The organism is Komagataeibacter xylinus (assembly GCF_004302915.1).
Taxonomy (GTDB): domain Bacteria; phylum Pseudomonadota; class Alphaproteobacteria; order Acetobacterales; family Acetobacteraceae; genus Komagataeibacter; species Komagataeibacter xylinus_C.
Genome location: NZ_QQBI01000053.1, coordinates 1 through 12078 on the forward strand (window position 1 = coordinate 1; position 12078 = coordinate 12078).

Annotated in this window: 15 protein-coding genes and 1 pseudogene; 6 read left to right on the top strand and 10 right to left on the bottom strand. The window is 59.9% G+C overall.

Annotated features, from left to right (window positions below):
* Positions 1–383 precede the first annotated feature (383 nt).
* Positions 384–980 (top strand): hypothetical protein, encoded by a 597-nt coding sequence (locus DV027_RS16065; protein ID WP_242621971.1) that lies wholly within the window; start codon positions 384–386, stop codon positions 978–980.
* Positions 981–1061: 81 nt separating this feature from the next.
* On the opposite strand, the pseudogene DV027_RS17960 reads toward DV027_RS16065, so the two are convergent.
* The 4 genes and pseudogenes from DV027_RS17960 to DV027_RS16090 all read right to left on the bottom strand — a co-directional run.
* A pseudogene (locus DV027_RS17960) lies at positions 1062–1436 on the bottom strand (conjugal transfer protein TraG); the annotation flags it as partial.
* 170 nt (positions 1437–1606) lie between these two features.
* Positions 1607–2185, bottom strand: coding sequence for an ATPase (locus DV027_RS16080; RefSeq protein WP_014106943.1), 579 nt, complete (start codon positions 2183–2185; stop codon positions 1607–1609).
* Entirely contained in the window at positions 2182–2403 is a 222-nt protein-coding gene (locus DV027_RS16085) for a hypothetical protein (protein WP_010512019.1), read from the bottom strand. Before DV027_RS16085 ends, DV027_RS16080 begins: the two co-directional genes overlap by 4 nt.
* 88 nt (positions 2404–2491) lie before the next feature.
* Positions 2492–3037 carry a TetR/AcrR family transcriptional regulator gene (locus DV027_RS16090; protein WP_014106942.1) on the bottom strand — a complete coding sequence of 182 codons (546 nt, stop codon included), beginning with the start codon at positions 3035–3037 and terminating at the stop codon, positions 2492–2494.
* Between the two features lie 93 nt (positions 3038–3130).
* Here DV027_RS16090 and DV027_RS16095 point away from each other — a divergent pair, with 93 nt between their 5' ends.
* Positions 3131–3739 carry a glutathione S-transferase family protein gene (locus DV027_RS16095; protein ID WP_130732879.1) on the top strand — a complete coding sequence of 203 codons (609 nt, stop codon included), beginning with the start codon at positions 3131–3133 and terminating at the stop codon, positions 3737–3739.
* Positions 3740–3760: 21 nt separating this feature from the next.
* Here the strand turns inward: DV027_RS16095 and DV027_RS16100 are convergent, their stop codons facing one another.
* The 6 genes from DV027_RS16100 to DV027_RS16125 form a co-directional block, all read right to left on the bottom strand.
* Complete coding sequence (locus DV027_RS16100) at positions 3761–5503, bottom strand: relaxase/mobilization nuclease domain-containing protein (RefSeq protein WP_130732880.1); 1743 nt, start codon at positions 5501–5503, stop codon at positions 3761–3763.
* A 228-nt stretch (positions 5504–5731) separates the two neighbouring features.
* Positions 5732–6298 carry a lytic transglycosylase domain-containing protein gene (locus DV027_RS16105; protein ID WP_242621972.1) on the bottom strand — a complete coding sequence of 189 codons (567 nt, stop codon included), beginning with the start codon at positions 6296–6298 and terminating at the stop codon, positions 5732–5734.
* A 110-nt stretch (positions 6299–6408) separates the two neighbouring features.
* Positions 6409–6750, bottom strand: a complete 342-nt coding sequence (locus tag DV027_RS16110) for a DUF736 domain-containing protein (RefSeq protein ID WP_130732882.1) — start codon at positions 6748–6750, stop codon at positions 6409–6411.
* The gene (locus DV027_RS16115) at positions 6669–7130 is read right to left on the bottom strand and encodes a DNA methyltransferase (RefSeq protein ID WP_235721138.1); all 462 of its coding nucleotides are present in this window, start codon (positions 7128–7130) and stop codon (positions 6669–6671) included. The genes DV027_RS16110 and DV027_RS16115 overlap by 82 nt, the downstream gene beginning before the upstream one ends.
* A gap of 265 nt (positions 7131–7395) precedes the next feature.
* The gene (locus tag DV027_RS16120; RefSeq protein WP_242621973.1) at positions 7396–7851 is read right to left on the bottom strand and encodes a replication initiator protein A; all 456 of its coding nucleotides are present in this window, start codon (positions 7849–7851) and stop codon (positions 7396–7398) included.
* Entirely contained in the window at positions 7848–9725 is a 1878-nt protein-coding gene (locus tag DV027_RS16125) for a strawberry notch-like NTP hydrolase domain-containing protein (RefSeq protein WP_242621974.1), read from the bottom strand. Before DV027_RS16125 ends, DV027_RS16120 begins: the two co-directional genes overlap by 4 nt.
* Before the next feature lie 191 nt (positions 9726–9916).
* On the opposite strand from DV027_RS16125, the gene DV027_RS16130 reads away from it, so the two are divergent.
* The 4 genes from DV027_RS16130 to DV027_RS17790 all read left to right on the top strand — a co-directional run.
* A complete protein-coding gene (locus DV027_RS16130) occupies positions 9917–10198 on the top strand; it encodes an HU family DNA-binding protein (RefSeq protein ID WP_264996583.1) in 282 nt (93 codons plus the stop codon).
* 114 nt (positions 10199–10312) lie between these two features.
* Complete coding sequence (locus tag DV027_RS17680) at positions 10313–10744, top strand: DUF6088 family protein (RefSeq protein WP_034928088.1); 432 nt, start codon at positions 10313–10315, stop codon at positions 10742–10744.
* The gene (locus DV027_RS16135; protein WP_165399226.1) at positions 10725–11708 is read left to right on the top strand and encodes a nucleotidyl transferase AbiEii/AbiGii toxin family protein; all 984 of its coding nucleotides are present in this window, start codon (positions 10725–10727) and stop codon (positions 11706–11708) included. Before DV027_RS17680 ends, DV027_RS16135 begins: the two co-directional genes overlap by 20 nt.
* On the top strand, positions 11677–12078 hold a 402-nt coding region (locus DV027_RS17790; RefSeq protein WP_207303527.1), incomplete at its 3' end, for a hypothetical protein. The genes DV027_RS16135 and DV027_RS17790, both read left to right, overlap by 32 nt.

A 12078-nucleotide genomic window follows, 5' to 3' on the forward strand; every position in this document is an offset into this window, starting at 1 on the left:
AATGGTCTGCATCCTATGAATCACATTTTTAAACCGATGGGTACCCCGTGAGTCAGGCCAAACAATGGTTGGTATAAGGGTTATCCATAAACACGGCGGCGACCGGACCATCCGCAATGGGCAGCAGCAGCGCGTAGGTTTTAGCCCGATGGACAATGGCAACGTCCCCTCTACGCCCGAAAACTGTTCTGGCATGATACCATTCACGCCATGACGGCACACCGTCATGCATAATGCAGCCCTGTGCTGTTACATTATCCACCTGATAAGCAGCACAAGAAAGTTGGCGGGGCGATCTTAAAAGAAATTATCATTTACCCCTTTATCTGGAAATGTTTTGACATATATTCTGTGAAACCTGATTTGGGGCCCCCTGGCAATACATGCGGATTCCGTCCTTTTCCATAACCCGGCATGTGCGTCTGTCGCACATGCTGCTGGTGTGTTCCGTTCTGGCCCCCCTGCCCGTCTGGGCTGATGAAGATCCAGAATCGCTGGATATCATGGAACGCCAGATGGAGCAGCTGCAACAGCAGCAGATGGCACTCCAGAAAAGCCTGCAGGCCATGCGCCAGCAGATCATCCAGCACCGCGCCCAGATGGGTGGCACCGCAGCCCATGGCGGACACCCGCTGGAGGTCACCGGATCGGGCGGGCATGTACGCGGCGGCTGGACGCCGACGGAAGGCCACACCGCCACACCATCCCAGACGGCGGGGATCGACCCCATGGCGCGCCCGCGTATCGGCGGTCATTCCGACCCGGTATCCGAACTGGGCGACCAGCCGACCTATGAATCGGTTGTGGCGCATCGTGAGGAAGATCTGATTTCCCACATGGCCAACAACAATATCGGCCCGCATAACCGCGAAACGGTGGGTGCACTGTCGGCGGGCGCACTGGGCAGCAAGGTGTTCCACCTTGGCTCCGTATCGACGCGGAAATCTCACAGAAGGGTTGTACATCGGGTTAGATTATGAAAAAGTCTGTTTTGCACAAAAGAAATTTTCGTAAGCTATAAGAAAACCCGATGTACAACCCTTCTGTGAGATTTCCGCGTCGAGCAATCCGGATTGCTGCAATTCCTCACGGCTGGCCCAGCGTGCGCTTCCATAGGTTGCGGCCCGTCTTACCTCACGAGCCCGACGAATGGAAAGCGCGACCGCTGCCACAACAGCCAGTACGCCGCCACTACCGGCGATCCACCCGCCCTGATTAAAAATATCCGGGGCATAGGCGTCGTAGACATACCACCACCAGAAAACCATGGGGGGCCAGTAGACAGGCCAATGATGCGCAAGCGTGAATCAGGGCTGACCAAGCTGGGGCTGAAAGCCCAGTTTCCACGCCACCCATTGCGTCGCCATCCACCATGACAGGATGATCATGAGCAGGACGACGCTCACCTGCCCCCATAAAATCCGTGATCCGGACATAGTGCTTTCCTCCATAGAAACCCATGGAAGAAAGGAAACGAAGACACTTAACTGGATTCAATGTTTTCCGCCCTACCTGCGCGGCCCGGCGCAAAGAGGCGTAAAATTGTCGGCGCAAGCGTTACCAGAACCCATTCCAACAGCGTGTCTGGTCTTGGCGACAAAACGCACTAACGGCAGAAGTCCGGACATGTGCTGACCAGCCATGCAGGCATAGTCATACCTCGACGCACAATCTGACCATTCTCGATTTCAAGCACAGGCTCCGGCATAACGCCTGAATTATCGGAGATGACAACACGGTCAGACAGGCCAATAACAGTCGGAAGATTGGCGAGACTGCCAATATATCGTCTGCGAATGGCTTCCGGTTCAATGAAATGTCCACCACCCGCAGCACGTGCCCTGACGCGCTGAACATTCATTTCGACCGACGCCAGAGCAATATATCTCAGCTCGATATGATATCCGGCGTTCCGCGCCGCCGTGATGCGACGGATTACGGAACGGCCAGATAATGTCGTTTCGAGAGAAATCGACTTCCCGGCGGCCAGCGACGCGTTGAATATCTCGATGGCTCGCCGTCCGGCCTCCCTGTCTGCATCGCGCGGGCTGCCTGGGTTGATCCCCCGCGCTATCTGGTCGGGGTCAATGACGATGTCGACCGGCTCAATGTCAGCGCTCGTGCCAACCCGCAGACTGCTTTTTCCGGAGCCGTTCGGTCCTGCGTAAATCAGTAATCGTGTCACGCGGGATAGGGAAAATCTTCGTCGCGGAACTCTTCCAGCGGTGCAAGACGTTCAACCCGACCGCCGGGAAATTCGCGCACAACCCATCCCTTCTGGACATAGGTCATGATCTCGCCGCTCGCTGTCCGGGCTTCCCGTGCCCGCTCGCCAGCAACGCGGACCGCCTCAAAGCTGGCCCATGCATAGTGCTGCCGCTCCTGCATCTTGTATTCGGACATGACGACCCCGTTTATCCATGACGTTCTATGGAGTCACTCATAGCACAATCGTTGTCTGACGCGCAGAGGTCTTTTGCCCAGACGGACATCAGGCCTGCGTTGATATCCCCACAGAAGCCAGAACACCGACCGCTTCCCGTCTGAGCGGTTCTATTTCGTCGAGGGCCGCCAGCCAGAATGTAGCCCCTTGCAAACGTGTCAGGGCGTCCGTGGCTGCCCGCATAGGGTCATCAACCGCACCCTTTTCGAGGATTTCCGCCATTCGGGCGCGCAATGCAATTACGAAATCCCGGACAGCCGTCTTCGCCTCTGGCGTGTCAATCGGGACTCCGAAAGCCAGGTGGAAGCCTACACATCGTCCACGCTCGCTAAAGACTGCGACAATACGGTCGATCAGTTCTCGATAAGTGTGCATCCAGTCGACTGCCGGATCGGGAAGCCCTTCAAAAGTTTCCTTCAGGGTCAATTCGAGAACATCAACGACGAGCGATTCCTTACTTGGAAGACGATTATAAAGACTGGACTTCTTCAGACCGACCCGCTCGGCCAGGTCGTTCATCGAAGCGCCGGTGTATCCCCGTTCCCGGAAGAGTTCGCGCGCAGCAATCACGATATCGTCATAGGATGCTTTCATCTTTATTCTTCCATTAAGACCGATCGGTCTGGTTTCCTGATTCCGGGATCATTTCATTCTCAAAGTGTCAGTCCATCGTCAGGAGACTCAGTCATGAAACTCTATGATCTCGATGTATTCGGCAATTGCTACAAGGTGCGCCTGTTTGCAGCCCTTACCGGCATTCCTCTTGACCTTGTGCCGGTTGATTTTTCCAAAGATGAGCAACACAGCTCGTTGTTTACGGACCTGAATCCATTTCAGGAAGTACCGGTTCTCGTCGATGGCGAGACGGTCGTCCGGGATTCTCAGGCCATTCTCGTCTATCTGGCTTGCAGTCTGTCCGACCAGCGATGGTGGCCCGATGACAGACGCGTTCAGGCGAACATTGTCGGGTGGCTGTCAGTTGCAGCCTGTGAGATCCGCAATGGGCCGAATGCCGCACGTCTGATCAGGAAGTTCGGTGTCGATCTCGACATGGAGGCCGCCCTTCACTGGAGCACCAAGATTCTTCCAATCCTCAACAAACATCTGGAAAGCCGAGAGTGGCTGGCATCAAGCCATCCTACAATCGCCGACTGTGCAGTCTTTCCTTACCTCTCGGTTGCGCACGAGGGCAGTGTGGACGTAAGGCCTTTCCCCGCGTTAATGGCGTGGATGACACGGGTCAGCCGTCTCCCCAATTTCATCCCGATGCCCGGTATGCTGACGTTACCATACTAAGTTGGCCAGCGAAGCGGGCGATCAAAGCCCGATCCCCATGTCCCGCTTCCGGCCGAACGACCAGTCCACGCCCCCGTCCTCCCGTGCGACGCCGGAGACATGACGTCCGATCTGTTTCTCCAGCGATGGCGTCCAGGGAACAAGCTGGAACCCGAGGCCGCCATCAATCATAGCAAAGCGCCCCGAAGCGAGGGTCAGCCGCTGTCGGTAGGTTCCAGTGACGTACTCGCCGGCCTCAGCACTCTGGATGGGCTGGCCGGTTTCGCGCGCCAGACGCCCGGCCACGTCCCGCATCTCCAGCGCCCGCATGGAGGCGACCATGCCACGCGGATAGCGCACGCGCGCTCCGTCCTGCTGTGCGATCCCCTGCTCGACCAGATGAGCGCTGCGCTGGCGTAGCGCGTCACGCACTTCCGCGCCGAAACCACCCTCTCCCAGCGCCACCGGTTCGCGAGCGACAAGCTGGCGGTCCAGCCATGTCGCGCCCCGCGCCAGCACCTGCTCTCCGATCGGCAGATCGGACCGCACCGCAAGTGTCGCCCGTCGCTGCCCCTTCGCATCCTGATAGGTCCGCAGTTCAACCAGCCCACCGTGCGGCACGTCTCCGGCCGCTTCCAGTGATGGCAGTTGGACATGGTGCGTGCGCCCGTCCACGCCGTCGATCACCGCATAGGCACTCCCCTTCAATTCATCATCCAGACCGCGCGCGACCAGACGTCCGATCACCGGCTCGGCCGGGTCTTCCCCGGCCAGCACCCATGACGACGAGGGCCGTTCGATCCCCTGTTCACTCAGACCACGGTGGATGCGTTTGATGATGTCATTGCGCTGCCCCATCTCGCGCAAGGTGACTTCCGCCGTTTCCTCCAGCCGCCATTGTCCGACCCCGACCTCATGGGCAAGGCCCATCCGTTCCAGTCGCCGCAGCCGTCCGACCTTCATGACCGCGAACGCGTCTGGCTGCCGGTCAGGCGACGGCGCCATGTCGATGATACCGTGCTGGTTCGCGTCCTGCTGCAACTGACGGTCCAGTTGGGTCCAGCGTTCTGCCTCGACCTGGCGTTCAACGTTGCGGTGTATTTCCTGGTCGGTGCGCGGCCCGAGTTCAAGCGTCACCAGGTTCTGGGCGCGAGCACGCAATCCCTCGCGGATGTAATCCCTGGATATGACCAGATCCTCGCCGTCCTGGTCCTTGCCCCGCACGATGATGTGGATATGCGGATTGTCGGTGTTCCAATGCGACACGGCAACCCAGTCCAGCTTCGTGCCGAGATCCTGTTCGGCCTGCGTCATCAGTTCCCGCGTGAAGGTTTTCAGGTCCGCCATCTCAGTTGCATCCTCTGGTCCCACGATGAAGCGGAAATGATGTCGGTCATCCTGACACCGCTCGGCGAATTCGCGCGCGGGCACATGGTCGCGCTCGGCCCCGAACAGCCGGGCCTTCTCCCCGTCCTTCGTGACACCTTCGCGCTGGAGATAGGAGAGATGGGCACGCAGGGTCGCCCGTGCGCCATGCCGGACCACCCGCGCCTTGACGAGGGCAAGCCGGGTGCGCCTGGACAGGAGACGATTGGCACGGGTTGCCGCTCCCCTGCCCCCCCCGAAAGTGGACGGTCCCTTTCCGGCACGCCCCGAGCCAGGACGGCCCATGCCACCCGCCCGGTTGGTCGCGGCCAGCACGCGGCCGATGAAGGACCGCCCCTCGCGGACACGGGGCAGGCGGATGCGGCCCGGCCGGACCCGGAAATCGTCATCACGGGCCATGAAGATCGCGACCTTGCGCTAACACATTGAAAACAAGCCAATCACGCCATCGGACACCTTGGGATGGGAAAATGACCTTGTGAAAAACCCAGAAAAACTGCCCTCCCCAACCATTCCGCACCTTGCGGCTTTTATCTTGCATTAGGCCCCAAAGACCCGATCCCCAGCGCAACCGCCGTTCCCCCGACTTCTCGGCTCCCCGCGCCATCGGCATCGGTGCGCGCCCTATCATGGTGCCTGCTCCAAAGAGACGGGCACGAACAGCGCTTCGGACGTACCGACCGATGCCTGGGGCGTGTGCGGGAAATGTCCGGCAAACAGCGTCTCGTTAGGCTGGTCGCGCGCAACGGATACGCCGGTTTCGTGCAGACCGTCCGCAGGAAACGTGCGCCGGTCGAGCAGGTGTGTGACAGAGGCGACGTAATCCCGGGTCTCGTGTGGGAGAGGCTGGCCCGTTGCAAGATGGGCCTCATAACGGCCCGGTCCTGCATTATAGGCCGCCAGAAACCCCGCATCCCCATAGCGGTCATGCAGCAGGCGGAGATAGCTGGCACCGGCAAGAATGTTGTCCCGCGGATCAAAAGGATCGGTTCCAAGAGCGAGATCGCGCCGCAACTCCTGCCATGTCGCGGGCATGATCTGCATGAGGCCCATTGCCCCTTTGGCGGAGATGGCATGGGTGTCACGGCGGCTTTCGACATGCATCACCGCGCGGATCCATTCGGGCGGCAGGGCGACACGCGCTGCCGCCTGATCGATCATTCCCTCGATGTCCTGCGCGCTGGCAGGATGCATCAGAGCCACCTGCGAAGCCGCCAGCCCTGTGCAGCACACGCGGACGAGACTGCACCTGGTCGGCGTGCTAGCATTGCGGCCACCCTGTCGCGCTCCTGCAATCAGGCGCATCATTCGCGTGCTCCCTGACGTTTCTGCGGGCGGTTCCAGACAAGCTGCCAGATCCGTCCACCCCGGCCCGCCTGGAACAGGCTCGCGCGCCGGCCCTGTGCCAGAGAGGGGTCGTCGAGCACCACGACGATGTATTCGCCTGCCCGTTCGCCAGTGCGTGTCCAGCCCGCGCCGACTTCTGGTCCTTCGGTACTGTCACCGAGATAGATGCGATAATCCGGTGCGTTGCCGCCGTCAGGTGTCTCAACGCGCGCCAGAATCAGTTCGGCATCCAGCGCAAGTGTGCGCAGGCGTCCTGAAAAACCTTCAGCCGTGCGCGTAAAGAGTCCAATCTGCGCCATGTCAGTGATCCTTTGAAGTATGAGAAGGAGGCGGGCTGGCGGCGGGCGCTGACCGGATAGAACTGCACCAGCAATTCATGCACGCGACGAAAACGATCGGCATGAAAAATACTGCCATTCTGCTTTTCCCAGACGATCTCCTGAGCGTGTCGCAGCCCTGCCGCCCGGAAGTCCGGTGCGGTAGCCATAAAACTGCGCAGGGAGCCGAAGACCCAGAGCGAGCCATGAGGCTTCAATGCCTTTGCCGCTAAAGGCGACCATCCGCGTACATGCCTGTCCCACGCCAGTGATGTCTCGCCATAGGGCGGATCAGAGATGATCAGATCAAAAGGCCCGTGATCAGGCATCAGGAGCCGGCAATCGCCGCAAAGGGGGGTCATGGCGATACCCCCTGTTCCATACCGCCATGTCTGCCTGCCACCATACGGCAGAGCGCAGAACTGTCGGCAAATGTCGGGCCAGAATCACCAGTTTTTATGATAGTCGAAGACTCACGTGCGCGCTCAGGCGCGGTGTACAAGTACAGAATGGTTATAATATTTAGTACTTTTAGAGAGCCATAATTTCTCCTTTTATTACAGCTTGTTAGATGGATTTCCCATTCCTGATAGGTCGAGAATCCGATTCCTGATAGGTCGATGGGCATCAGGAGTCCTCCACATGGTTATACACAGGACCTTGTGGATAAGTTTCTTTGCTGGGATCAGGGAAGAAGCGGAGTACCGGCACATTGCTGGCGTCGGTCTCCAGACGCAGGCGGTAGCCCGGCAGGGTGTCTGCCGCGACCAGGCGGTGGATTTCGAAGACAAACCGGGGATAGGGAGAACGGGATGCTGACTTGCGGTAGAGATGGGGTAGATCGAACGCCCAGCCATCGGACTGCCGACCGGCATGTCGGCGAACGAGGAGATACAGCCAGCGCTCGAACCCGCCGGTCAGGGTGAAGTAGCGGGGGTCAAGCGTGAGGACACCCCGGCGACCGATGGCATCGCAGAGCCATTGGGGCAGGATCAGGTCTAGTTCTCCACGCCGTTCCTGCCAGGCGATCAGCCACGAAAACCCCTGCGCGCCGTCACGGGTCTGGCGCAGCGATGTCGTCACACGGGTTCCTGATCGCCCCGTTCTCCCTTACCGCCGGCGGCGTTCTGCATGGAATGCGCTTCATCGAAGATGATGACCCCGTCGAAATCAGCGCCCAGCCACTCGACGATCTGCTGGACGCGGGAGGCTTTCGCGCCGCGTTCTTCCGTCCGGAGCGTCGCATAGGTCGTGAACAGAATACCCTCGGTCAGACGGATGGCGTTACCCTGCGGAAAGCGTGACTGGGGCGTGACCAGCAGCCGTTCCATCCCCAGCGCCGACCAGTCGCGCTGCGCGTCTTCGAGAAGTTTGTCGGACTTCGACACCCAGACGGCCCGCCTGCGACCCTGCAGCCAGTTATCGAGGATGATGCCCGCGACCTGCCGCCCCTTTCCGGTGCCGGTGCCGTCGCCAAGGAACCAACCGCGACGGAAGCGGACGCCGTCGGGGTCGTCCTCACCGACACGAGTGAGGACATCCCATGTCTGATCGGCTTTCCATCGGCCTGCCAGATAGCGATCATGGGCCTCGCCGGCATAGATGACGGATTCCAGCTGCGCGTCAGAGAGCAGGCCGTCACGGATGACAGGGTCAGGGAGGGTTGGCTTGTGGCAAGGCCCGGGCGGGCGCACCGACGCCATGGCGGCCGACTGCACCAGTTTGGTGGGATGCGGCCGAGCGCCGGGAATTGCGATACTCTGGAGGCGATAATCCTCATAGAGCGCGTCAGACAGACGTGTCGTCACGGTTCCGTCTCCGTCCGGCGGCAGGATCTCGTAGGACAGGGCCGCACCCTGCATTTCCGAGACCGTCCTTTGGCGGGATGCGACGGCAGCCTTGCGCCCGAGATAGCCCCCCACCGTGCGAGGCGAGGTGAGAGCAGCAGAGCGTGACACTGCCGACGACTGGTGCGCCTGTGGCTGACAGGACGGCAGATCACCGATGATCCAGCCCAGCAGCGTCGGAAAATCGGGAGCGGTGCCACGGGCCGCGACAAAATGCGAGGGCTCGGAAGCGGGTATGCGGTCGAACACCAGGACCCGCGTTTTAACACCCGTTCCATGTTGCCGGTACAGATCCCCCGCGACACCGGCCGAAAACACCAGACGTGCCTTGGCCTGCAGAGTGGTAAAGCCATCGGTCCATCGCGGGTTGTCGGGGCAGAAGGACGTACCGGTCAGGGCGACAAGCCGCCCACCGGGCTTCAGCCGGTCGAGTGCGGAGGCGATATGCCGGAACGTCGTGTCAGGCGCCCGCCCCGCCACATGCACCGTCGCCGAAAAGGGCGGGTTCATGATGACGACATCCGGCTGAACGCTCTCGGGCAGATAGTCGTGGATCTGGGCAGCGTCATGCCGGAAAGACCGGGCCGTGGGAAACAGGGCCGTCAGCAGATCGGAACGGCCCGGTGCGTATTCATTGAGAGTCAGGACCGCGCCCGCCAGTTCGGCGAAGACGGCCAGAAGACCGGTCCCTGCCGAGGGCTCCAGCACATGATTGCCGCGCCCGATATCAGCCGCACGAGCAAGGCAGAACGCCAACGGTAATGGTGTCGAGAACTGTTGCCAGGTCTGGCTGTCGTCCGAGCGACGCGTCTGCGAGGGGAGAAGAGACGCCAGACGCGCGATACGGGCCAGCAAATCTGTGTCGTCGGATGCTTTGGTCATCAGGGCCGGACCGTAGCGGCGCAGGAACAGCACGGACGCGGCCTCGGCGGCGTCATAGGCCATCTTCCAGTCCCATGCGCCCGTTGCGTCAGCCGCGTTGAAGGCGGTTTGCATGGCTCGGCGCAGTCGGCTGGCGTCGAGCGTCTCCCCGCGTTCGAGGTGGGACAAAAGCAACCCCGCGGCGGCAAAGCCGCGCAGGTCGGGAGTGGGTGTAACAGGGCAATCCATAACGGTGGTCTCCGGGAGGGAAGGAGGAACGGTCCCGGCACGCCTCTCTCTCCCGCGCCAGAACCACCCGGCCCAAAACAGCCCTCTCCCTTCCCGTCCCCGCCCACAGGAGAACGCCGGGCTTGAAGCCGCCACAATCTCCCCGTAACGGTTCTGTGAGGCTCACGCCTGAACCATTCGTACAGAAGGCATTGCGCATGAAGATTTCAGAACTGGTCGACCAGATCGCCGAGACGACCGACGCCAGCAAGACCGATACCCGCAAGGTGCTCGACGCCCTCGTGGAAGCGATGACCGCTGCCGCCCAAAAGGGCGAGGAGATCTCGCTGCCCGATTTTGGCAAGTTCAAGGTGAAGGCCGTGCCGGCCCGCGAGGGACGCAATCCGGCGACCGGCGACAAGATCAAGATCGCAGCCTCCCGCAAGCTGGCATTTACGCCCGCCAAGGCCCTGAAAGACGCGCTGAACGGCTGAAAACACTCCCTCCCCGGTGGTCCCGACAAACAACAGGAGGTCCTATTTTTGTGGATCGGAATGTCCTGTTTCTGTTACTGTGCAGGACCATCAGGGAGGTCCATTAAGGTCATCATGATCCAGCTACGTCGCACCAGAACGCTGAAAGAGCGGCTGAAGACACGCATTCGCCGCGCGCGCGGCGACGTCTTCGTGCCGCGTGACTTCGCCGATCTCGGCGAATATGACAGTGTCAAAAGAGCCCTTCGACAGCTCATTGTCGAAGGCGAGATCGCGCGTCTGGGCTACGGGGTCTATGCCCGCGTAAAAACGAACGGCCTGACTGGCCGGCCGATGCTTGCCGTCCGCGGCGGCTTCGATGGAGCCGTGCGTCAGACTCTCAGCAAACTAAAGGTCGACTGGCGGGAGTCCGATACGGTCCGACAGTACAATAACGGGCGCACGACACAGGTTCAGGCCAATCCGGTCTTCGAAGTCCAGAGCCGGTTCAACCGGAAGCTGCGCTATCGAAATCTTGAGGCGCGGTTTGAAAAGCCTTACGCCTGATCTGCTCGCCGAAGTTGCCGATGCGCTTGACCTGTCATCCGCAGCTCTCGTGGAAAAGGACTATCGCGTTGTAGAGGTGCTGGCAGCACTTCAGCATGCGGACCTTCCTCAAGGAATAAGTCCGGTTTTTGCTGGCGGCACATGCCTAGCTCGCGCCCATCGGCTGGTTGCCCGGATGTCCGAAGACGTGGATTTGAAGGTCGCCATAACGCCGCTGCCGTCGAGCAAGAGTGCGGTCCGGAAGATTCTGAGCACGCTGAAGGACATCATCAGTAAAATCGCGATGGACCTCGGTTTTCCCGAACCCGTCATTTCCGCCAAAAACGAAAACCACTATATCCGTGCCGAACTGCGCTATGCGGGCAGCATGGCCGAAGACGTCGATCTGCGCCCGCACCTTCTCGTCGAACTGACATACGCGCCTGCGGCACTCCCGACCGTCGACAGATCGGTGCGGTCTTTCGTCAGCGAAGCAACGGGTGCCGAACCGGAAATACAGCAGATCACCTGCATTTCCGTGGATGAGACCGCAGCCGAAAAATTCGTGGCCCTGACCCGTCGGACAGCAGGTTATCTGGAAGGACGGAAAACAGACGCTTATGACCGCTTCCTGATCAGGCACGTCTACGACCTGCATTGCATCCTGCCCCATCTCGATCTGCCTCGTGTCTCGACACTTGCCAGACAGATCATGGTCAGTGACGCAGAGCAGTTTAAGAAATGGTTCCCTGCGTATGGCGCAGACCCAGAGGCAGGCACCGAACAGGCGTTAGCTTATCTTATGACGAATTCAGAATGTCGTGATTCCTTCGATCGGTTTCAGGCATCCATGGTTTACGGCGAACATTTCATCTACGACACGGCAATGGCGTCAGTAAAGAGCCTGTATGCCGCCATTAAAGAAACCGAAAATCATGTAGATAAAAAAAACGATGTCGAACCAAATAAAAAACGACCGAAATAAAGACAACGGCGATAAAGATTATCACTTTTCCAAAGGAAAAACCGGCAGGATCGTCCGTTGGCTGCTCCGCATTGGTAAGCGGCCCGAAACCGTTGATGAAACTGTCACCGCACCCGCCGTCCTCACACTCATGGCATTCCTCTGGGCTGACAAACATCCGGATTGCGGCCAGCTTCCGATATGGGTCTATGTCGCCTCCGTAGCTGCTGCCGGAACCTGGTACGGTCTCGTCAGAGGTGATGTTGTGGACGGCCCCCGCACGAAATGTGCGAGGATGAAATCGTCACCGTCTACAACGCATGGAGCCACCTATGGGAACGATTTCGACGATTGGCCTCGACCTGGCCAAGAATGTTTTTCAGGTGCATGG

What these genes read in the sequence shown, in the direction of transcription:
- DV027_RS16065 (WP_242621971.1), top strand. Translation starts at nt 384, where the DNA reads ATGCGGATTCCGTCCTTTTCCATAACCCGGCATGTGCGTCTGTCGCAC.
- DV027_RS16085 (WP_010512019.1), bottom strand. Translation starts at nt 2,403, where the DNA reads ATGTCCGAATACAAGATGCAGGAGCGGCAGCACTATGCATGGGCCAGC.
- DV027_RS16090 (WP_014106942.1), bottom strand. Translation starts at nt 3,037, where the DNA reads ATGAAAGCATCCTATGACGATATCGTGATTGCTGCGCGCGAACTCTTC.
- DV027_RS16095 (WP_130732879.1), top strand. Translation starts at nt 3,131, where the DNA reads ATGAAACTCTATGATCTCGATGTATTCGGCAATTGCTACAAGGTGCGC.
- DV027_RS16100 (WP_130732880.1), bottom strand. Translation starts at nt 5,503, where the DNA reads ATGGCCCGTGATGACGATTTCCGGGTCCGGCCGGGCCGCATCCGCCTG.
- DV027_RS16105 (WP_242621972.1), bottom strand. Translation starts at nt 6,298, where the DNA reads ATGCATCCTGCCAGCGCGCAGGACATCGAGGGAATGATCGATCAGGCG.
- DV027_RS16110 (WP_130732882.1), bottom strand. Translation starts at nt 6,750, where the DNA reads ATGGCGCAGATTGGACTCTTTACGCGCACGGCTGAAGGTTTTTCAGGA.
- DV027_RS16115 (WP_235721138.1), bottom strand. Translation starts at nt 7,130, where the DNA reads ATGACCCCCCTTTGCGGCGATTGCCGGCTCCTGATGCCTGATCACGGG.
- DV027_RS16125 (WP_242621974.1), bottom strand. Translation starts at nt 9,725, where the DNA reads ATGGATTGCCCTGTTACACCCACTCCCGACCTGCGCGGCTTTGCCGCC.
- DV027_RS17680 (WP_034928088.1), top strand. Translation starts at nt 10,313, where the DNA reads ATGATCCAGCTACGTCGCACCAGAACGCTGAAAGAGCGGCTGAAGACA.